The following is a 20731-nucleotide window of genomic DNA, read 5'->3' as shown; positions in this document are numbered from 1 at the left end:
ACCCCGAAACAGGAGAACACCCGTGAATACCACCGTTTTCGAACGGAACGTCCCCCAGTCCGCCGTCGTCGCCAAGTCGCTGGAAGGTGCCGTGCACCGGCCGTTCTGGATCGACGGACTTCAGGAGAACGCACCCAGCCATCCCCGGCTTGAGGGCAGCACCAGCGCCGACCTGGTGATTGTGGGCGGCGGGTACACCGGGCTCTGGACGGCGCTGCGTGCCAAGGAACGGAATCCGGAGCGCACCGTGATCCTGCTTGAGGCCGAACGGGTGGCGTGGGCGGCCTCCGGGCGCAACGGCGGATTCTGCGAAGCCAGCCTGACCCACGGGTACGAGAACGGGCGGAGCCGCTGGCCGGAGGAAATCGGTACGCTGGAGCGCCTGGGCCTGGAGAACCTGGACCGCATGCAGGAGGCGGTGCAGAAATACGGCATGGACTGCGACTGGGAACGCACCGGATCACTCAGCGTGGCTGTTGAACCGCACCAGGTGCCCTGGCTCCAGGAGGACGGATCGGAAGGCGGCGTTTTCCTGGACCAGGACGCGGTCCGGGCAGAGGTGAACTCACCCACCTATCTGGCCGGGCGCTGGTACAAGGATTCCGTGGCCATGGTTCATCCCTACAAGCTGGGGCTGGAGCTGGCGAGGACGGTTGCCGGCCTTGGCGTCCAGATCCACGAAAAAACCCGGGTCACGGAGCTGACGGAGCACGACGGCGGCGTCACGGTGGTGACTGAACACGGCGAGGTGCGGGCGGGCCAGGTGGTGCTGGGAACGAATGCCTATCCGTCGCTGCTGAAGCGCAACAAGCTGATGACGGTGACCGTGTACGACTACGCGCTGATGACGGAGCCCCTCACTCCCGTGCAGCTCGAGGCGATCGGCTGGAACAGCCGGCAGGGACTCGCAGACCTGGCGAACCAGTTCCACTACTACCGGCTCAGCAAGGACAACCGGATCCTGTTCGGCGGCTACGACGCGGTGTACTTCGCCGGCGGACGGGTGAATCCCCGGCATGAGGACCGGCCGGAGACCTGGGAAAAACTCGCTTCCCATTTCTTCACCACGTTCCCGCAGCTTGAAGGGCTGAAATTCAGCCACAAATGGGCAGGTCCCATCGATTCCAGCACGCAGTTCTGCGCCTTTTTCGGCACGGCGCGCAAGGGGAAGGTGGCTTATGCCTCCGGCTTCACCGGGCTGGGCGTCGGGGCCACCGCCTTTGCCGCCGATGTCCTCCTGGACCTGTTGTCCGGCCAGGACACCGAGCGGACCCGGGTGGAGATGGTGCGCAGGCGCCCGCTTCCGTTCCCGCCCGAACCGCTGGCCTCGGTGGGCATCAACCTCACCAGGTGGTCGATGGACCGGGCCGATCACAATAACGGCAAGCGGAACATCATCCTCAAGACGCTCGACGCCGTGGGGCTGGGGTTCGATTCCTAGCAATCCAGAGTCGTTTGCGTGGCTGTGGCGGGCAATCCCGCCGCAGCCACCGGCTGGGAACAGCTAATCTGTTGCACATGCGGAATGAACAACGTGGGGGAGCGGCGCATGCCGCCGCAGATCTGATCCAAGCAATCCAGGGCATGGAAGCGGCCGGAATACCGCATCCGAAGGTTTATGTCATGACGGTGCTGCAGGCAGCAAAGACGCTGCTGGCGGCCGGTGATACGAAGCAGGGGGCAGCCCTGTGCGAGCGGGCCTGGGAATTCACCGAATCGGTGCCCGCCCTGAACCATGACCGCGAGGTGGCGGTCCATGTGTATGACGCGGGATGGGACCACCGCCGTCCGCGGGATCTGAACTACCTGACCGGGGCGTTCTTCCTTGCCCTCGAGGAATTCGGTCCTGCCAGCGGCTGGGTGCCGCACCTGATGCGGGAGCTTCATGGGTACGTCCAGGACCAGGGCGGATGGTGTGGTTTCGGTTCCCTCCAGGATCCCGGTCTGGCGGCGCAGGTGAGCCAGGTGGCCGAATCAGGCCTGCACGGGTTCCAGCCCGGAGCCGCTCCGGAGGAACGCCGGCTGCGCAGCGAGGTTGCCGGTTATGCCACGGCTCTGCTGTTTTCTGCCGGCGATGAGCGGTGGCAGTCTGCCCTGCAGGAATGGTTCTCCGGCCCAATCAGTGATTTCGAACCGAGCGCCGCCCTGTTCAGTTTCCTCTTGGACCAGCAGGCCTATGATCCGGCGCGGGAAGTAGCGGAACGTGCGCTGCAGGCCGCCGACGCCAATCCCGGGGCGAGCGGCGCGCAGCGCGCCGGCGCAGTCCTGGACGCCGCTTTCGGCATCGCCATGGCCCCCGACGACGCCGGGATGGCGCGGCTGCCGGAGCTGGAGGAGCGGGCCGGATCCCTGGCCGGCGGCATTTTCAACGAGCAGGAGGCGCGCCTGCTCCAAGACAAGCTCGCCCGCTACGTCAACCGGCGCACGGCCGGCAGCGAAGCCACACAACCGGCTCACCAAGCTATGTTCGAGCGGCTGCGCTTCACCCCTGCCGGCGGCAGCGGCGCCGGGCATTAGGCCTGGGGGCACCCCCGGATCTACGCGCCGGGGGGACGCGCGCCGGCGGCGTTTCGTGCCGCCAGAATGTGGGTGCGCATCACTGCCTCGGCCCATTCGCCGTCGCGCGCCCGGGCGGCAGCCACCAGCTCCGCATGGTGGAGCATGCTGCGCCGCAGCGCCTCGGGGCTGTACTTGCCGAATGTATGGGCGACGACGGCGGGGCGCATCAGTGTCTGCAGGGCGATGGCGAAGTGCCGGTTGCCGCAGCGGTCAACGAAGATGCCGTGGAACTCGTTGTTCAGGGCTCCCAGCGCCGCGAGGTCACCGGCGGCGGCTGCAGCTTCCATGCGGGAATTCAGCTCCGCCAGGTGTTCGACGTCGTCGTCGGTCAGCCGGGGAACGGCCAGCAGGGCGGCGTGCGGTTCAAAGCCGGCGCGGACGTCGTAGAGGCCGGCTACGTCCTCGGGCGTGAAGGACACCACCTGCGCGCCCTTGTTGCGGCTGATCTCCACGATTCCCTCCGCCGCGAGCCGGTTCAGCGCCTCCCGGACCGGGGTGCGGCTGACGCCTAGCCGGGCAGCGAGTGCCGCTTCGCGCAGCCGTGCCCCCGGGGCGATGTCCCCGGAGGTAATCAGGGTGCGCAGCCGGGCGTAGGCACTGTCATCCGACGGCTCCATGGTTGCGGGGGAGAGCTCCATGCCCACTACGTTATCCCTTGCCAGCGGCTGAACCGGCGGCGGCAGGCCAGCTGGCAGCGGCCAGTTCCGTGCGGGTGCCGCCACGGGAAACGAACGACGCCGAGGCGCGCCCCGTGAGTGCCGCGATCCGCTCCGAGGCCAGCATGTACGCCGGTAGATCGATTCCGGTCTTGATGCCAAGCCCGCCGCAGAGATGCACCAGGTCTTCGAACGGTGCATTGCCCAGGACCGCCGGATCTCCGGGGAACCACAGGTCCCCGCCGAGCCCCGCGAAGGACCCTTCAAGCCAGTCCACGCCGGCCTGCAGCGCTGCCAGCGCATTCGCCGGGGCGAAGCCGTTGCGGTTGTGCAGATGCACCCCCACCTCCAGGCCCGGGTAGCCGCTGCGGACCTCCGCAACGCCGTCGTAGATTTCCCCCGGTTCCTCCTGCCCGGAGGTGCCGGCCAGATACACCCCGGCAGATCCGGCGGCTGCCGCTGCCTCCAGGACCCGGTGCCGCTCCGCTGCGGGCACCGGGCCGCGGGCAGGGGCAAAAAAAGCGCAGGCCACGGCGGTTACCAGCCGCAGGCCGGAGGCCTCCGCGAGATCGCCGATCCTGGCCAGATCCGAGAGCGCCTCGCTGACCGTGAGGTGCTGGTTGCGCCGGCTGACTTCCTCGTCAGCGGAAACCACCACCACCAGTTCATCCAGCCCGCAGTCGACGGCCCGTTCCGCGCCACGGAAGTTGGGGGCCAAACCCCGGTAGCGGACTCCGGGCACCCGCGGTACCCCGGCCATCACCTCCGCGGCGTCGGCCAGCTGCGGAAGCACCTTGGGATGCGCGAAGGACACGGCCTCAATTTCGCGGACGCCGGCATCGATCAGGAGCTGGACCAGCTCCAGCTTCCGTGCGGTGGGCAACGGCTCCGGGACGGACTGCAGCCCGTCCCGGAGCCCCACCTCCACCAGCCGGACCGAGGCCGGAAGCCCGGGCAGGCTCATGCCACGCCCCGGGCACGGAGGTCCTGCAGCGCCGGTTCATCCACGCCGATCCGCGCCAGCACCTCTGCGGTGTGGGCGCCCAGTTCAGGACCCGGCCAGCGCACGGTCCCGCCGGTGCGGCTCAGGCGGGGGAAAACGTTCTGCATCGCCACCGGACCGAGGACCGGATGCTCCACTTCCGTGATCGACTCCCTGGCCTGGAACTGCGGATCCGTGAACATATCCACCGGCCGGAAGATTTTCCCGGACGGCACGCCGTGCTCTTCCAGCCGGGCCTCAAGCACCTTCGCGTCCAGGCCGGAGGTGAAAGCAGCGATGAGGTCATCGAGTTCCGCCTGGCGCCCGCCGCGGGCTCCGTGGGTTGCATAGCGCGGATCGGACGCGAGCTCGGGAGCATCCATGGCCTTGGCCAGCCGGGCGAAAACCGTATCCTGGTTGGCTGCAATCAGCAGCCACTGTCCGTCCCTGGTGGGGTAGACGTTGCTGGGTGCCACGTTGGGAAGGACCGCGCCGGTGCGTTCGCGCTGGTATCCGGTGAGCTGCCATTCGGGGACCAATGATTCCATCACCCCCAGCACAGCTTCGTATATGGCGGAGTCCACCACCTGACCCTGCCCGCTGGAGCGGCGTTCCTGCAGAGCCGCCAGGGCTCCGATGGCCGCGAACAGCGCCGCCAGGGTGTCGCCGATGGAAATACCCACCCGGGACGGCGGACTGGCGGGATCACCGACGACGTAGCGGAGTCCGCCCATCGCTTCACCGATCGCTCCGTATCCGGCGCGCTGCGAATAGGGCCCGTCCTGGCCGAAGCCGGAAACCCGCACCATCACCAGTCCGGGATTGTCCCGGCGCAGATCCTCGAAGCCCAGCCCCCAGCGTTCCATGGTTCCGGGGCGGAAATTCTCCACCACAATGTCCGCCTCCCGGATCAGCTGGCGCGCCAGTTCCTGACCCTCGGGTTCGCGCAGGTTCAGGGTGACGGAGCGCTTGTTGCGCCCCACGACGGACCACCAGAGCGAGACTCCCTGCGGCAGCTGCCGCCCCCACTGGCGAAGCGGGTCTCCGTGTGCGGGGTCCTCGATCTTCACGACGTCCGCCCCCAGATCGCCAAGGAGCTGCCCGCAAAAGGGCCCGGCCAGCAGCTGGCCCATCTCCACGACCCGCACTCCCTCCAGCGGACCGGTTGCCTGTCCGGCAGGTGTCATGGCTGCTCCTCCCTGAGCTGTGCGCCTGGCTGTACCTCTATTTGGCATTCTGCATACAACTTGGCAGGCACATCCGGCACTGTCAAGGGAGCGGAAGCATCGAAAACGCGTGGTTGTATGCAATCTCTTGACACACTGCCGCTGCACACCTAGCCTGATGCCACGAATGTGACGCAGACAACATTTACGGCTAAAGCGCCGGCCCTGAGGCCGGTCAGGACGCTGATCAAGAACGGCGCATTCCCGGCACGGATCCTTCGCTGCCCGGCGCGCAGGCGCAGAGCAGCACCACCCCAAGGAGAACTGATGGCGTTTCGGTTAGGCGTGGATGTCGGCGGCACATTCACGGACATTCTGCTGGTCAACGAGGACACCGGCCAGACCCACCGGTATAAGACATCGTCCACGCCCGAGGACCAATCGGTCGGCGTGCTGCACGGGATCGCCCAGGTCTGTGCGGCGGCCGGCATCGAGCCGGCCGAGGTGAGCGAGGTGCTGCACGGAACCACGGTGGCCACCAACGCCATCCTGGAACAGAAAGGGGCGCGGGTTGGGCTCGTCACGACCAGGGGCTTCCGCCAGGTCCTGCAGATAGCCCGGTCCTTTGTGCCCGGCGGCCTGGCCGGCTGGATCATCTGGCCCAAACCGGAACCGCTGGCGGACCTGGAAGACACCGTGGAAGTGACCGAACGGGTCTCCACCACCGGGGCGGTGCTGACCCCGCTGGACGAGGAAGATGTCCGCCGGCAGCTGGCCAAGCTGCGGACGAACGGAGTGGAAGCGCTGAGCATCTGCCTCATCAACGCCTACGCTAACGGCGCCCACGAAGCCCGGATCGCTGAGATCGCAGCGGAGGAGCTGCCCGGTATTCCAGTCTCCCGCTCCTCCGTGGTGCTCCCCGAGCTCAGGGAATATGAACGGGCGATCACCACGGTTGCCAACGCCTACGTGCAGGGCCAGGTTTCCGGTTACGTCCGCAAGCTCGACGCCCAGCTGACCGGTGCCGGTATGGACGCCCAGCTCTCCATCCTGCGCAGCGACGGCGGCCTCGTCTCCGGTGCGGTCGCCGCCGACAACCCGGTCTCGCTGCTGCTCTCCGGCCCGGCCGGCGGCGTTACGGGGGCCGCCTGGGCCGCCGAACAGGCCGGCTTCACTGACTTCCTGACCTTCGATATGGGCGGAACCTCCACGGATGTGGCCCTGGTCCAGAACCTTCAGCCCCGGATCGGACGCGAAACGACGGTGGGGCACCTGACCGTCCGCGCCACGTCCGTGGACGTGCGGACGGTTGGCGCCGGCGGCGGATCCATCGCCCATGTTCCGCCGCTGACCCAGGCCCTGCGCGTGGGGCCGCAGTCCGCCGGTGCGGTCCCCGGACCGGCGTCGTACGGCCGCGGAGGCACCGACCCCACCGTCACCGACGCCAACGTGGTCCTGGGGTACCTGCCCTCCCAGCTCGCCGGCGGTGAAATCGGGCTCGACGCCGAAGCCGCCACTGCCGCAGTGAAAACCATCGCGGACGCGACGGGCCTGAACGACGTCGAACGGGCCGCCGCCGGGATCGTGGACATCGTCAACGAGAACATGTTCGGCGCGCTGAAGCTGGTATCCACCCAGCAGGGATTCGATCCGCGGGACTTCGCCCTGGTGGCCTTCGGCGGCGCCGGGCCCCTGCACGCCAACGCCCTGGGGAAACTGACCGGGGCCTGGCCGGTCATCATCCCGCCCTCGCCCGGCGTGCTCTCCGCCTATGGAGACGCCACCACCAGCCTCCGCAATGAAGCGGCCCGCACGCTGGTGCGGCCGTTCGGTGACTTCACGGACACCGAACTGGCCGGGCTGCTGGACGAACTTGCTTCGACCGCCCGGGACACCCTGCTGGCCGCTGGGCTGGGCGAGGAAGACCTTACAGTCAGCTACTCAGCAGACGTCCGCTACCACGGCCAGGGCTTCGAAATCCCGGTGCCGCTGGACTACGCCGCGTTTGCTGCCGGCGACGGCGGCGGGTTCACCGGGCTGCGGGCCGCCTTCGACAAGGAACATGAGCGGCTCTTCTCCTTCCTGCTGGACAACGAACACGAACTGGTGACGGTCCGGTCGACTGTCAACGGCCCGCACCCCGAGGTCACCTCGATCACCCTGGAGGCGGGAGGAACGGACCCCTCCGCCGCCGAACGGACCCGGACCAGCATCTTCGTGGACGGAGCCACGGTTGATGCCGGCGTATATGACCGGGACCTCCTGCTCGCCGGAAACGTGGTGCAGGGGCCGGCCGTCATCGCCGAGATGGACTCCACCACCCTTGTCCTTCCCGGACATACCGCCACCGTGCACGCGCACGGCAGCCTGCTCATCCGCCCTGCCGCAGACCCGAAGGAGTAGCCCCATGGCCCAGCTAGTGGAGACCGCCACCGAGCCGCTGCGCTCGGTGGACGTCGACGTCGTCACCCTCGACCTGATCGAAAACGCGCTGCGAAGCGCCCGCTATGAAATGGACGAAACCCTGTTCCGCACCGCGCTGAGCCCGGGCATCCGGGAACAGCACGACGAGTTCCCGCTGATCGCGGACCCCGAGGGAAAAATGATCGTGGGGCAGTTCGGGCTCTCCATCCCGGACTTCCTGGCGAACTTCCACGGGACCATTGAAGAGGGCGACGTCCTGATGACCTCCGACCCGTATTCCTGCGGTGCGGCGATCAGCCATGCCAACGACTGGCTGGTGGTGATGCCGATCTTCTACGAGGGGCGGATCGTGGGCTGGGCCTCGCAGTTCGGCCACATGACCGACGTCGGCGGCAAAACCCCCGCCTCGATGCCCACCGACGCGCGCACCATCTTCGAGGAAGGCGTGGTGATCCCGCCGTTCAAGCTCTACCGCCGCGGGGAACGCGACGATACCTCGCTGGGCATCATCCTGAACCAGGTGCGCAAGCCGGACTGGAACCGGGCGGATCTCAACGGACTGGTCGCTGCGTGCAGCACCGCCTCCCGCCGGGTCCAGGAAATGTGCGCTCGCTTCGGCGTGGACACCTACACCTCGGCGCTGAATGCCCTGCTGGACCGTAACTACCGGGCCATGAAAACGCTGCTGTCCATGGTGTTCGAGGAAGGCAAACCGCTCTCCTTCACCGACTTCATCGACGACGACGGCCGCGGTTTCGGCCCGTACGAGCTGAAGATGACCATCACCCGCACCGGGGACAAGGTGCTGATCGACCTCACCGGCAGCAGCCCGCAGGCGCAGGGACCGATCAACTACTACATCAACGAAAACCTGATCCGGATGTTCTTCGGGATCTACATGATCACCGTGGCGGACCCGCAGATCCTCTGGAACGACGGGTTCTACCCGCTGGTCGACGTCGAGATACCGGAGGATACCTTCTGGAAACCCCGTTACCCGGCGGCACTGAACGGACGGAACCACGGGATCGGGCGGCTGTTCGACCTCTTCGGCGGGCTGCTGGGCCAGGCCAACCCGGACCTGCTCAACGGCGCCGGATTCTCCTCGTCGCCGCACTTTATGTACTCGGGGAACTACAGTTCCGGGGACCGTAAGGGGGAGTGGTTCCAGCTCTACTCGATCGGCTTCGGCGGGATTCCGGGACGCCCGGTGGGTGACGGTCCGGACGGACACTCACTGTGGCCCTCCTTCACCAACATCCCGTGCGAATACCTGGAGTCCTACTATCCGCTGGTGATCGAGAGGTGGGAGACCATCGCGGACACCGGCGGTGCGGGCCTGCACCGCGGCGGCAACGGCGTCGACGTCGCGTACCGCTTCCTGGAACCGGGAACCATCGCCATCCACGACGACCGCTGGCTCACCTACCCCTGGGGTGTGCGCGGCGGGGAACCGGGTGCCCGCGGGAAGAAATGGATCGAGAAGGCGGACGGCACCACCGTTGTCCTGCCCTCCAAGGTCCACGACGTGGCGGTGTACCCCGGTGATGTCCTGCACTTTGTGACCTGGGGAGGCGGAGGCTGGGGAGATCCGCTGGAGCGGGATCCCGAACTCGTCTGCAAGGAGGTCCGCCGCGGCCTGGTCACGGCGCAGGGGGCGCTTGGGTACGGCGTGGAATGTTCAGCGGACGGGGTGCTCGACGCCGCTGCCACCGCGGAGCTTCGGGACCGGCTGCGGGCGGGCCGGGAAGAGCCGCTGCCGCTGTTCAACCGCGGCGGGGAGATGGCGGATCTGCTGGCCAACGCCCTGGCCGAGACGGGGCTGCCGGCCCCGGCCCCGCCGGTGGCGCTGCTTTGAGGACGTTCGACGCGGGATTCGACGGCACCCTGGCGCCGGGCATCCGGCCCGCCGTGGTGTCCGTGGATCTGATGCGCGCCTACTTCGATCCGCAGAGCCCGCTGTGCCTGCCGGACAAGGAGTTCCTGGACGCCGCGGCCGAGGTGCTGGGCTCGGCGCGGGGCAACGGGGTGCCGGTTCTGCACACCCGGGTCCGCTTCGGGCCCGGGGGGGCGGACGGCGGTGTCTTTATCCGCAAGGTTCCGGCCCTGCGGCTGCTGATCGGAGAAACGGAGCTGGGCCAGCTGATGCCCGAAGTCTCACCCGTGGAGGGGGAGACGGTGCTGGTGAAGCAGTTCGCCAGCGCCTTCTTCGGCACAGACCTGGCCCAGCTCCTGCATGCCCGGGGCGTGGACACCTTGGTGATCGTTGGCACCAGCACCAGCGGCTGTATCCGGGCCACGGCCGTGGACGCAATGCAGCATGGTTTTATCCCGATCGTGGTGGGCAACGCGGTGGGGGACCGGGACGCAGCGGTGCACGGCGGCTCACTCTATGACCTGCAGGCAAAGTACGCGGAGATCTGGGACAGCGCCGACGTGATGGAGTACTTCCGCGGGGATCTGGCCCGGCCCTAGCCCCACCACGGCTGCTTGGCGGCGTCGTATGTGCCGTCATTGGCGGCCAGGTTCAGCCACTGGTTGACGTACTCCTGGAAAACCGTGTCCCCAAGCGGAAGCAGATACGCCTTCTGGGAGAAGTTGAACGGGTGGTCCGGATCCACGGCGCAGAGTTCCGGGTATTCGTTGGCCACCCACTTCACCTCGGCTGCGTCGGTGGTCATGACGTCCGCCCGGCCGGCGACGATCTCGTCGAAGATGGTGTTGTTATCTTCGAAACGGATGATCTCACCGTTGGGATAGTTCTTGTCCGCGAAGATCTCATTGGTGCCGCCGATCGGGGTGATCGACCGGACTCCCGGCGCGTTGATCTCTTCCACGGTGTCGTAGAGCTCTTCCTTGCCGCACAGGGTGATGGGGGTTTTGCCATCGTCAAGGACAGGATCGCTGAAGAAAGCCTGCTCGGCCCGGGCCAGGGAAATGGAGACCCCGCCCACCCCAATATCGCAGCCGGCGAGGAAGTCCGGCATCAGGTCCTTCCACGAGGTCTGCACGTACTCGACCTCCACCTCCAGCCGGGACGCCAGGTCCTGGACCATGGCGATGTCGATTCCGGAGAACCCGCCGGTCTCCGGGTCCTTGTAGGTGAAAGGGCGGTAATCGCCGGTGGTGCAGACCGTCAGGGAGCCGCGGGACTCGATCAGGTCCAGCCGCGATTCCGCCGGGGCGCCGGAGGCGGCGGCATCGCCGCTTGCATCGGCGTTTACATCACCGGCGGTGGACGCGGTGCAGCCGGTGGCCAGCAGGGCGGTCACGGCGGTCAGGGCGAGAACGGGCAACAGGGATTTGGACGGCACAGCTGAATCTCCTAGGCGGTGGGGTACGGAGTGAATCTCCGTTCCCTCAGTCCTAACAGCCGCAGTTGACGGCGTCTGCCCTAGTCAGAGGGCAGTGGAGGCGTGATGCTGAAACGTTACCAGCGGGAGGTTGTGCCGGCTGGACCTCTGCCGGCGGCAGGTCTCCAGCGGAGCGCCGGGCCTAGTGCCGTACCGCGAGGGACGTGCCGAAGCCCAGCAGCGCCACGCCGGTCAGCCGGTCGGTCAGCTTCACCGACCGCGGGCTCTGGAGGGATTTGCGCGCCAAATGGGCCGCGGTGAGAATCAGTCCAAACCACACCACACTGAGCAGGACATGGATTCCCGCCAAAACCAGCCCCATCAGCAGGGGAGAGACACCCTCGGGGATGAACTGCGGAATCATGGCGATGTAGAAGACGCCGACCTTGGGATTGAGCAGGTTCGTCCCCAGGCCTTTGGCCCACGCCGTCACCAGCCGTTCGCCGCTGGCCGGAAGCACACCATCGACTTCCACCGGCGCCTGGCGCCGGCGGAACGACTTCCACAGCAGCGACCCGCCGAGCCACAGCATGTAGGCGGCTCCCGCGAGTTTCAAGGCTGTATAGGCAGTTTCCGACGCCGTCAGAAGCGCCGAGATCCCCACGGCGGCTGCGGCACCCCACAGAAAAGCGCCGGTGTTGATGCCCAGGCCGGTCGCGACGGCGTGCCGCGGGCCTTGGCTGATCGCCGAGCGGAGCACCATGGCCGAGTCCAGCCCCGGCATGATCGTCAGGAGTACGGCAACGGCAGTGAAACCCAGCAGGGCCTGTTCGATGGTCACGCGGAAATTCTATCGGCACCCCGGCTTTTGGCCACCGCGGGATCCCCTGCGCCTCGCTGACAGGCGCAGCCATGGCAAGCTGGAGGGGTGCAGCCCAGCGATACCGTCCAGCCAATCATCCTGCGCGTCGACAAGGAGGATCCGGCCGCCCACTGCGACGCAGTGGCGGCGGCCGCCACCGCCGGCGTGCTGGCCTATGCGAACCGGACCGGGGATGAGGCCTGGGAGGACTGGGTAACCGGCCGTTTCACGAAAACCGTACGGCGTGCGGGACCCAAGCCCTTTGCCAAGCTCAGCGCCCAGGCTCCCTCCGGCGTCGTGCAGATCGGCACAGCGGAGGCAGCCGCGTTCGAGCCGCAGCGCTATGAGGACATGCCGCGGGTACTGCGCGCTCTGCAGGTATCCGGAACACACCTGCCGGACACGGAACCGGCAGCGGCTGTCCCGGGAACGCCGGTGATCATCCTGAACCGGGATCTGTCCATGTCCACCGGAAAAGCCGCCGCGCAGGCTGCGCATGCACTGCTGGCGTGGTTCCTGGAACTGGACGCCGGCCAGCAGCAGGCGTGGGCTGCCCGCCCCGGAGCGGCAGCACAGGAGGTTCCGAAGCGCAGCTTCCAGGCCCTGTCCAGGAAGCCGGGGGCCGGGCCGCTGATTGTCGACGCCGGCCTGACCGAAATCGATCCGGGCACTCCCACGGCGTTCGTGGCCGCGCCCGGCCGCTAGCCGTCCTGGGAGACGGCGCCGCTGGCGGGGAAGTCCGTATCTGCTGCCTGGCGGATCAGCTGCTCGTCACCGAGGACGTCCGCCGGCCGCTTCCCCTTGAGTGCCCTGTTGGGCCGGCAGAACCACAGCACCAGCTCCTCATCCGTCCAACCGGACAGCCTGCCCTGCCGGACAATATCCTCGACCACCGGCAACATGCGGGCACCGGCTTCATCGAATTGGAATCCCGGGTACAGGAACGTCCCGCGGTCCGCCACGGCCAGCACCCGGGTCTTGCCGGTGAGCTGCTTGGCCCGGAGGTTTTCCGGTGCACCGAACCGCAGCCGGTCAGCGAGTTCACTGATCGTGTAGAGGCCGAACTCCCGGCCAATAGACCGCCACCGGTCATCCGCGGGGAGCTGGCGTCCTCCGCGGGGACGGGGTTTTTTCGGTCCCTGTGCAGTCATGGGGGTTACCGTACGCGCCCGGCCGCGGAGAGGGCAGACCCGGAGCGGAGATCACCGCATCCGGGATCGTCTTTGTCTGTAGACGCGTGGCATAAACTGAGGGGCACCAGCCTCCGGAGACCAGGTAAGGAAGTCCCTCATGCCCAAGGTGATTGACCGCGATCAGCGCCGCCAGGACATTCTCGATGTCACCTGGAACCTCATCGTCAAGGGCGGACTGGAAGCAGCCACCATGCGGGAAATTGCCAAGGAGGCAGGCTTCGCCAACGGAGCTCTCAAGCGGTATTTCGACAGCAAAGACGTGATTGTGGAGGCCACCTACCAGCGGGCCCTGAAGATCATGGAGTCCCATGTGGCTGCGGCGCTCGGCGACAAGACCGGGCTGGACGCGCTGCGGCAGTTCACGCTGGCAGCCATGCCCCTGGATGAGGAGCGGATTACCGCCGGCCGGGTCCTGCTGGCGTTCTGGGAACTGTCCCTGTCGAAGGAAGCGCTGTTCGAGGTGTACCAGGCGCACCTGATGCGGTGGCGGAATTCCCTGCGTGAGTACATCCGCCAGGGCCGCGAGGACGGCGACATTGTGTCCCCCGAATCCGACGAACAGCTGGTTGACGAACTGGTTCTGCTCAACGCTGGTGCAAACATCATGAGCCTTGTGGGGCCGGACTTTTCCACGGTTGAACTGCAGCACCGGCACCTTGATTCCTTCTTTGACCGCATCACGCGGTCCCCGGCCGCCTAGCCTCCCAAGGCCCGCACAGCCCGCCTTTCACCCCGGCTGAGGGCGGTTTTCTGCTGCCCGTTTAGCCCCTGCCAGCACCCCGAAAACAGTGCTTGATTTTCTAGTCAACAACTGTAGACTTACCCCACAACGAGTCGCAAAGTGATCCACAGCACACGGACACTGCGGCCGTGGGGCCCCGTTCGGACAATGGACCATGCGGGCTGGTCGACGGGCCGGCCTGCAGGCGTCACTCCACTGGCAATGAGAGAAGAACGCATGAAAAAGGCAACGACAGCAGCACTCCTGACTGTCTCAGCACTCGCGCTGTCCGCTTGCTCCAGCGGTGGCGACAACAACGGCAATGCCGAAGCGGCTGGCGGCAACGTACCCCTGAATATCGGCGAGTTTGCCGACGTCACGTCCTGGGACCCGTCCCTCGCCGACATCGGCTTCGACGGCCCGTACCTGTCCGCTGTCTATGATCCCCTGCTGGGCGTGGACACGGACGGAAACCCCACCCCCGCCCTCGCCACTGAATGGGAGGTCTCCGAGGATTTCCTGACCGTCACAATGGAGCTGCGAACGGATGCGGTCTTCAGCGACGGGGAGCCCTTCAATGCAGACGCTGCAGTGGCGAGCCTTGAATACCTCAAAGAAGGTGCGCGCTCCCAGGAGGCCTACCTGTCGGTTGATTCTTTCGAAGCTGTCGATGAAGACACCATCGAAATCAACCTCGCCGAGCGGGATGACACCCTGCTGTACTTCATGGGACTCGGCCGCAGCTACATGATGTCTCCCAAGGCCATTGAATCCGGCACACTTGCCGAGGCACCCGTCGGATCCGGCCCTTACACCATGGCATCGTCCAGTGTCGCCGGCGCCGAATACCACTTCGACAAGGTCGCCGATCACTGGGCTGCCGATCAGTTCAAGTTCGAACCGCTGGCGATTTATCCGATCCAGGATGCCACGGCACGCAATAACGCCATGCTTTCCGGGCAGGTTAATCTCAATTACGCCGACCAGGCCGCCCTCGACCAGGCAGAAGCGAACAGCTGGAACGTAGCCAAGAAGGTCTCCGGATGGGTGGGCCTGCAGTTCACCGACCGGGCCGGAGACTCCTTCGAACCGCTGGGTGACGAGCGGGTCCGCCAGGCCCTGAACTACGCGTTCAACGGCGCTGAAATCCTCGGCACCCTTGGCAGTGGCGCCGGCGAACCGACCAACCAGGTCTTCCCGTTCGGTATGCCCGGCCACGTCGCGGAGATCGATGAGCAGTACGCCGTGAACCTGGACAAGGCCAAAAAACTGCTGGCCGACGCCGGCTACGCGGACGGCTTCGACATCACCATGCCGATGTCGCAGGTCTTCCAGGTCTGGCAGCCCTCGGTCGACCAGGTCTTCGGAGAGCTGGGTATCAAGGTGACTTGGGAAGACATGCAGTACATGGACTACCAGACCAAGGCCGCCACCTACCCGATGTTCGTCTCCTTCCTGTCGATGGATTCCCACCCCGTGGCCAACGTCCTTCGCCAGATCTCCACCCCGCAGTGGTACAACCCGAACCCGCAGATGGACAAGTTCCCCGAGGTTCAGGCCCAGGTGGAGAAGGTCCTGACGGCGGCGCCGGCGGACCAGCTGGCAGAGGTCGAGACGCTCAACCGGCTGGTGACCGACAAGGCCTGGTTCTCCGTCTTCTACCAGGCAAACAACAGCTATGTCAGTGCGGAAAACATTGAGGTGACCCCGGTTACCGGAATGATGTTCCCGACGCTGCGCCAGATCAGCGTCAAGGGCTAGAACCCCTTGGTGGCGGGAGGGCCGCTGCGGCCGCCCTCCCGCCGCCGTACTTTGAAGGACACTACATGCTCAGATTTACACTCAAGCGGCTTGCCTCGGGCATCATCCTGCTCGTGGTGGTGGCTACCGGAACCTTCTTCCTGGCCCACCTCGCCATCGGCGACCCGACGGCCGGGCTGCTCGGCAACTCGGCCACCCCCGCCCAGCAGGCCGCACTGGCCGAGAAGATCGGCATCGACCGCCCGGTGCTGGTGCAGTTCGCCGACTGGGCCCGGCACGCCGTCCTCGGAGACTTCGGCGACTCCTGGCGCAACTTCCAGCCGGTGACGGCCCAGATCGCCACGAAACTGCCGGTGACCCTGTCCGTGGTTGCCGCCGCGATTCTGCTTTCAGCAGTTTTCGGCGGCCTGCTGGGGGTCCTGGCGGGACTCAACCCCGGAACCATCATCGACAAGCTGGTCAAAGCGGCAGCGGTTGTCCTGTTCGCACTGCCCGGCTTCTGGGTCAGCCTGGTGCTGGTGATCTGGTTCGGAGTGAACCTGAAGTGGTTCCCCGCCGTCGGCTACGTCCAGCCCACGATGTCCATCGAGGGCTGGCTGCGGTCGATCACGCTGCCCGCGGTGTCCCTGGCCCTCGGCGCGGTCGTGATGATTGCGGAGCAGCTGCGCAACGCCTTTATCTCGGTCAACGGACAGGACTTCGTCCGAACCCTGCGCAGCCGGGGGCTCTCCCAGACACGCGTGGTGGTCCACCTGCTGCGCAACGCTGCGCCGGCGTCGATCACCATCCTGGCCCTGATGTTCGTTGCACTGCTCAGCGGAGCCATCGTCGTCGAGCAGGTCTTTGCCCTGCCCGGCATCGGGGCCATGACCAATGGTTCCTCCCAGAACGGCGACATTCCCATCCTGCTTGGCATCACCGTTATCTCCGTGGCCTTCGTGGTGATCGTCAACTTCCTGCTCGACGTCGTCCTCGGCTGGATCAACCCGAAAGCGCGCGTGAAATGACAGCTCCCATCGTTAACCCGCTGGATGCCCGCGGACCCCGCCGGGGCTCCCTGTTCGCCCGGTTCATCCGCCGTCCGTCGGGCGCGGCCTCCGCCGCCGTCTTCGCCGTCATTGTCCTGGTCGCGGTTTTTGCCCCCTGGCTGGCGCCGCATGATCCCAACTTCGTAGACCTGTCGATCGCCAAGGCGCCGCCGGGTCCGGAACACTGGCTGGGCGGTGACGCCAACGGCCGCGACATTCTCAGCCGGCTGATCTACGGAGCCCGGCTCACGCTGATCGGAGCCGCGATCTCGATCCTGGTGTCCCTGGGCATCGGTGTTCCGGCCGGACTGGCTGCGGGCTACTTCGGCGGGACCTTCGACCGGATTGCCACCTGGATCAGTGACGCGCTGCAGGCAGTGCCCGGCATGATCATCCTGCTCATCGTCGCCGCCGCCACCCGGAACGACTTCAACCTCATCATGGTTACGGTGGGCGTATTTATGGCGCCGGGCTATTTCCGGCTCACCAGGTCCACCACGATGACGGTCCGGAACGAACCGTATATCGACGCCGCCCTGGTTGCCGGGCTGTCCAACGGCCGGATCATTGCCCGGCACGTGGTCCAGGCCGTGTACGCACCGATCATCATCCAGACGGCCCTGACGGCCGGGATGGCGATGGGGATGCAGGCCGGCCTGCAGTTCCTGGGCATCGGGGGAGCCAAGGACCCGGGCTGGGGCGCCATGATGAACGAGGGCTTCCGTGTAATGCTGACCGATCCGCTGCTGCTGCTGTGGCCCTCACTCGCCCTGGGTATTTCCATTGCCGCGCTGGCGGTTATGGGCTCGACCCTTGGCGACGTCGTGAGCGTGCGCACTCCGGTGGCAAAGCGCGTCCGGCGTCCGCGCCGCGCCAACGCACCCGCTGCGGAAGCAGCGCCGTCACCGGCGTCGGCCGCAGCCGCAGTGTCCCTGGAGAACCTCAGGGTGAGCTACCCGGGTGCGGAAACCGACATTGAAGTAGTCCACGGGATTTCCGTGCAGGTAGCGCCCGGGGAGGTCCTCGGTATTGTCGGGGAATCCGGTTCCGGAAAGTCCCAGACGGTCTTCTCCATCCTGGACCTGCTGCCGGCCGGCGGCGCCGCCACCATGGACGCGCTGTGGATCGGCGGAGCGGACATCAGTTCCAAGAGCCGCAAGGAACGGCACAGGCTGCTGGGCGGTGTGCTGGGCTATATTCCGCAGGAACCCATGACCAACCTGGACCCGTCCTACACCATTGGTTATCAGCTGATGGAACCGCTGCGCACCGTGCACAGGCTCAGCCGGGCGGACGCCCGGCAGCGGGCGGTGCTGATGCTGGAAAAGGTCGGCATCGCGGATCCTGCGCGGGTTATGCGGTCCTACCCCCACCAGCTCTCCGGCGGTATGGCCCAGCGGGTCCTGATCGCCGGCGCCATCGCGGCCAAGCCCTCGGTGCTGGTGGCGGACGAGCCGACGACGGCGTTGGACGTCACCGTCCAGGCCGAAGTGCTGGAACTGCTGCGTGAACTGCAGCAGGAGTACGGGATGGCACTGATCATCGTGACGCACAACTTTGGGGTTGTTGCGGACATCTGCGACCGCGTTGTGGTGATGAAAGACGGCCGGATCGTGGAAGCGGGAGACGTTTCGACAATCTTCAGTGCCCCGGAAAGTGACTACACCCGCGAACTCATCGCCGCCTCCCTGGACGATGCGGCCACCCGCAGCGAGCTCGACGATGACTACCGCCTGACGGACCCGGCAACCAGACTGGATCCGGACGGCACCCCTGACCAGCGAAAGGCGGCACGCGCATGACCCCGAAGCCCGACCCAGCGGCGGACGCAGCCGGCCCGCTGCTGTCCGTCGACAACCTGGCCATCGACTATTCCCTGTCCGGGCGCAGAAACTTCCGTGCGCTGGATGACGTTTCACTGGAGATCAAGCCCGGTGAATGCCTTGGCCTGGTGGGTGAATCCGGGTCCGGAAAATCCACGCTGGGCAAGGCGGTCCTGGGGCTGGTCCCGGTCACGGACGGCCGGATCTCCTTCGACGGACGCGACATCACGCACCTTCGGAGGCCGGAACGGCGCAAGCTGTCCTCAAGCATCCAGGTGGTGTTCCAGGACCCGTACGGATCCCTCGACCCGAGCATGACGATCGGGCAGATCCTGGCTGAGCCGCTCACGAGTTCCGGGTTGGAGCGCCGCGGCGCGGATGCCGCGGTGAAGGAGATGCTGGACCGGGTCAAACTGCCCGCCGGCGTGGTCGACCGGTATCCGCGCGAGTTTTCCGGCGGGCAGCGCCAGCGCATTGCGATCGCGCGCGCACTGGTCCGGAAACCGCGCCTGATTATTTGTGATGAACCGGTCAGCGCGCTGGACCTGACCACCCAGGCGTCCATACTTGACCTGTTCATTGAACTGCAGCGCGATACCGGTGTTTCCTACCTGTTCATCACCCATGACCTCGGTGTTGTGCGCCGCGTCTGCCACCGGGTCGCGGTGATGTACCGGGGCAAGCTGGTTGAGACCGGCAGCGGACACCAGGTCACCACGGATCCGCAGCATCCCTATACGCGGCGGCTGCTGATGGCCTCGCCCATCGCCAACCCGGAGGCCCAGCGACGACGCCGGCAGGAGTGGCTTGCGCTCCGGAAGGAGCCGGAGGCGCTGGCTGTGGCCGGAAACTGAAAGCCACCAGTCAGCGGAAGGAAAAGCACCGGGAACCTCAGGTTCCCGGTGCTTTTCGGTTTAACATTCCCTCAGACAAACATTCCCTCAGACAAACGTCCGCTCAGACCATCGTCGGCTGGGGCGGCGGCGGGTCCTGCCCGGGGCCTACCCGGAGACGGAGCTCCGCAGGAGGGGACGAACCCACAGGAACGCCAGCAGAGCCGCGCAGGCGACGGCGCCGGCAATCATCGCACCCATGGCCGCCGCCGTCGCACCGCTGAGCGCGGCAAGCGGCGCTATGACCGGACCCACCACAAAGGATGCCGTCCCAAAGAGCGCAGCGGCCGTACCGGCCCGCTCGCGGTGGCGGTCCATCGCCAGTGTGGTCGTATTCGGCGAAACCATGCCACTGGTCATGAGGTAGCCGGCAAGGAATATCAGCAGGAGACCCGGAGGCGCGGCGAGCACCGCGCCGGTGAACAGGGCGGCGGCTGCCAGCAGGGTGAGCCCGTACCCCAGCAGATACATTCTGGCCGGACCGAGCCGCGCCACCAGGAACCTGCTGATCTGCGCGCCGGCCATGCTGGACAGCGCATTTGCGGCAAACACGAAGCTGAACAGCTGTGGAGTCAGCCCGAATTCGTTCTGCAGCACAAAGCTGGACATCGACAGGTAGGTGAAGAAGCCGACGCCGCCAGCGGCCGACGTCACAAGCAGCAGGACAAACAACCGGTCATGGAACAGCAGGCCGAACTGCCGCACGGTCACCCGGATGCCCTCTGTGGTGCGCCGGTGTGCGGGGTGTGTCTCCTGCAGCGAGACGGCAGCCAGGAGCAGAATGAGGGCTCCGATCAGCGCCAGGATCCCGAACATTCCGCGCCAGTCCATCACCCGGGCCAGCTGGCCGCCGAGGACGGGAGCGATGATCGGGGCGGAGGAGCCGACGAGGGCGAGCAGCGACAGCATCCGGGACAGTTCAATGCCGCTGAACAGGTCGCGGGCCACGGCCAGGGCGATGACGACGCCGGCGGCCCCGGCGAGGCCCTGCAGGAACCGTGCCAGCAGGAGCAGCTCGATGGTTGGTGCAAAGGCGCAGGCAAGCGAGAAGACGGTAAACAGCGCGATGCCCGCCAGAAGCGGACGCCGGCGCCCCAACCGGTCACTCAGCGGTCCGGCGATGAGCTGGCCGGCACCCAGCCCGATCATGCATACGGACATGGTGGTTTGGGCCAGGGTGTCGGTCGTCTGCAGTGACTCAGCCAGATGGGGCAGCGCCGGCATGTACAGGTCCATGGAGAGCGGGCCGAAAGCTTCAAGGGCGCCCAGGACCAGGACGATTCGGCGTTTGCTCATGCCGTGGGCCGGGACAGTAGTGACGGAAGGGGAAGACATGGGTTCCTGTTTCTGACGGCCTGGCCGAGGACCCG

18 protein-coding genes are annotated in these 20731 nt (G+C 66.5%); 11 read left to right on the top strand and 7 right to left on the bottom strand.

Features of this window, described 5'->3' with window-relative positions; translation table 11 throughout:
* The first annotated feature begins 22 nt into the window (after positions 1–22).
* Entirely contained in the window at positions 23–1441 is a 1419-nt protein-coding gene (locus AL3_RS13620; protein WP_066301943.1) for an NAD(P)/FAD-dependent oxidoreductase, read from the top strand.
* Positions 1442–1623: 182 nt separating this feature from the next.
* Positions 1624–2517: a hypothetical protein gene (locus tag AL3_RS13615; RefSeq protein WP_169795756.1), complete on the top strand. Its 894-nt coding sequence runs from the start codon at positions 1624–1626 to the stop codon at positions 2515–2517.
* 20 nt (positions 2518–2537) lie between these two features.
* On the opposite strand, the gene AL3_RS13610 is transcribed toward AL3_RS13615, so the two are convergent.
* From AL3_RS13610 to AL3_RS13600, 3 genes are read right to left on the bottom strand one after another with little or no spacing between them, the layout of a single operon-like run.
* Positions 2538–3197, bottom strand: a complete 660-nt coding sequence (locus tag AL3_RS13610) for a GntR family transcriptional regulator (protein ID WP_151724049.1) — start codon at positions 3195–3197, stop codon at positions 2538–2540.
* A 10-nt stretch (positions 3198–3207) separates the two neighbouring features.
* Positions 3208–4179, bottom strand: a complete 972-nt coding sequence (locus AL3_RS13605; protein ID WP_066301929.1) for a hydroxymethylglutaryl-CoA lyase — start codon at positions 4177–4179, stop codon at positions 3208–3210.
* The gene (locus AL3_RS13600) at positions 4176–5384 is read right to left on the bottom strand and encodes a CaiB/BaiF CoA transferase family protein (RefSeq protein WP_066301928.1); all 1209 of its coding nucleotides are present in this window, start codon (positions 5382–5384) and stop codon (positions 4176–4178) included. Before AL3_RS13600 ends, AL3_RS13605 begins: the two co-directional genes overlap by 4 nt.
* Before the next feature lie 306 nt (positions 5385–5690).
* On the opposite strand from AL3_RS13600, the gene AL3_RS13595 reads away from it, so the two are divergent.
* Genes AL3_RS13595 through AL3_RS13585 form a run of 3 tightly spaced genes read left to right on the top strand, consistent with a single transcriptional unit; the run spans position 5691 to position 10262 of the window.
* A complete protein-coding gene (locus AL3_RS13595; RefSeq protein WP_066301924.1) occupies positions 5691–7766 on the top strand; it encodes a hydantoinase/oxoprolinase family protein in 2076 nt (691 codons plus the stop codon).
* Positions 7767–7770: 4 nt separating this feature from the next.
* Positions 7771–9645, top strand: coding sequence for a hydantoinase B/oxoprolinase family protein (locus tag AL3_RS13590; protein ID WP_066301922.1), 1875 nt, complete (start codon positions 7771–7773; stop codon positions 9643–9645).
* Positions 9642–10262 (top strand): isochorismatase family protein, encoded by a 621-nt coding sequence (locus AL3_RS13585; RefSeq protein ID WP_066301920.1) that lies wholly within the window; start codon positions 9642–9644, stop codon positions 10260–10262. The genes AL3_RS13590 and AL3_RS13585 overlap by 4 nt, the downstream gene beginning before the upstream one ends.
* On the opposite strand, the gene AL3_RS13580 is transcribed toward AL3_RS13585, so the two are convergent.
* On the bottom strand, positions 10259–11101 hold the full coding sequence (locus tag AL3_RS13580; protein WP_066301918.1) for a transporter substrate-binding domain-containing protein: 843 nt from the start codon (positions 11099–11101) through the stop codon (positions 10259–10261). The two genes, AL3_RS13585 and AL3_RS13580, sit on opposite strands and share 4 nt — an antisense overlap.
* Before the next feature lie 181 nt (positions 11102–11282).
* On the bottom strand, positions 11283–11921 hold the full coding sequence (locus AL3_RS13575; RefSeq protein ID WP_066301916.1) for a LysE family translocator: 639 nt from the start codon (positions 11919–11921) through the stop codon (positions 11283–11285).
* 87 nt (positions 11922–12008) lie between these two features.
* Here AL3_RS13575 and AL3_RS13570 point away from each other — a divergent pair, with 87 nt between their 5' ends.
* Positions 12009–12647, top strand: coding sequence for a peptidyl-tRNA hydrolase (locus AL3_RS13570; RefSeq protein WP_066301913.1), 639 nt, complete (start codon positions 12009–12011; stop codon positions 12645–12647).
* Here the strand turns inward: AL3_RS13570 and AL3_RS13565 are convergent.
* Positions 12644–13093 carry an antitoxin Xre/MbcA/ParS toxin-binding domain-containing protein gene (locus AL3_RS13565; RefSeq protein ID WP_066301911.1) on the bottom strand — a complete coding sequence of 150 codons (450 nt, stop codon included), beginning with the start codon at positions 13091–13093 and terminating at the stop codon, positions 12644–12646. The genes AL3_RS13570 and AL3_RS13565 overlap by 4 nt on opposite strands.
* Before the next feature lie 139 nt (positions 13094–13232).
* Between AL3_RS13565 and AL3_RS13560 the strand changes: the two genes are divergently transcribed.
* The 5 genes from AL3_RS13560 (at position 13233) to AL3_RS13540 (ending at position 19322) form a co-directional block, all read left to right on the top strand.
* Positions 13233–13835, top strand: a complete 603-nt coding sequence (locus AL3_RS13560) for a TetR/AcrR family transcriptional regulator (protein ID WP_066301910.1) — start codon at positions 13233–13235, stop codon at positions 13833–13835.
* A 258-nt stretch (positions 13836–14093) separates the two neighbouring features.
* The gene (locus tag AL3_RS13555; RefSeq protein ID WP_066301908.1) at positions 14094–15617 is read left to right on the top strand and encodes an ABC transporter substrate-binding protein; all 1524 of its coding nucleotides are present in this window, start codon (positions 14094–14096) and stop codon (positions 15615–15617) included.
* 65 nt (positions 15618–15682) lie between these two features.
* Positions 15683–16624 carry an ABC transporter permease gene (locus tag AL3_RS13550; protein WP_066301905.1) on the top strand — a complete coding sequence of 314 codons (942 nt, stop codon included), beginning with the start codon at positions 15683–15685 and terminating at the stop codon, positions 16622–16624.
* A complete protein-coding gene (locus AL3_RS13545) occupies positions 16621–18447 on the top strand; it encodes a dipeptide/oligopeptide/nickel ABC transporter permease/ATP-binding protein (RefSeq protein WP_083521736.1) in 1827 nt (608 codons plus the stop codon). The genes AL3_RS13550 and AL3_RS13545 overlap by 4 nt, the downstream gene beginning before the upstream one ends.
* Entirely contained in the window at positions 18444–19322 is an 879-nt protein-coding gene (locus AL3_RS13540) for an ABC transporter ATP-binding protein (protein WP_066301903.1), read from the top strand. The genes AL3_RS13545 and AL3_RS13540 overlap by 4 nt, the downstream gene beginning before the upstream one ends.
* 147 nt (positions 19323–19469) lie before the next feature.
* Here the strand turns inward: AL3_RS13540 and AL3_RS13535 are convergent, their stop codons facing one another.
* Entirely contained in the window at positions 19470–20696 is a 1227-nt protein-coding gene (locus AL3_RS13535; protein WP_246168694.1) for a multidrug effflux MFS transporter, read from the bottom strand.
* Between the last annotated feature and the right edge of the window lie 35 nt (positions 20697–20731).

Source organism: Arthrobacter luteolus NBRC 107841 (assembly GCF_001552075.1).
Classification (GTDB): domain Bacteria; phylum Actinomycetota; class Actinomycetes; order Actinomycetales; family Micrococcaceae; genus Arthrobacter_B; species Arthrobacter_B luteolus.
This window is presented reverse-complemented; position numbering and strand designations above follow the sequence as displayed.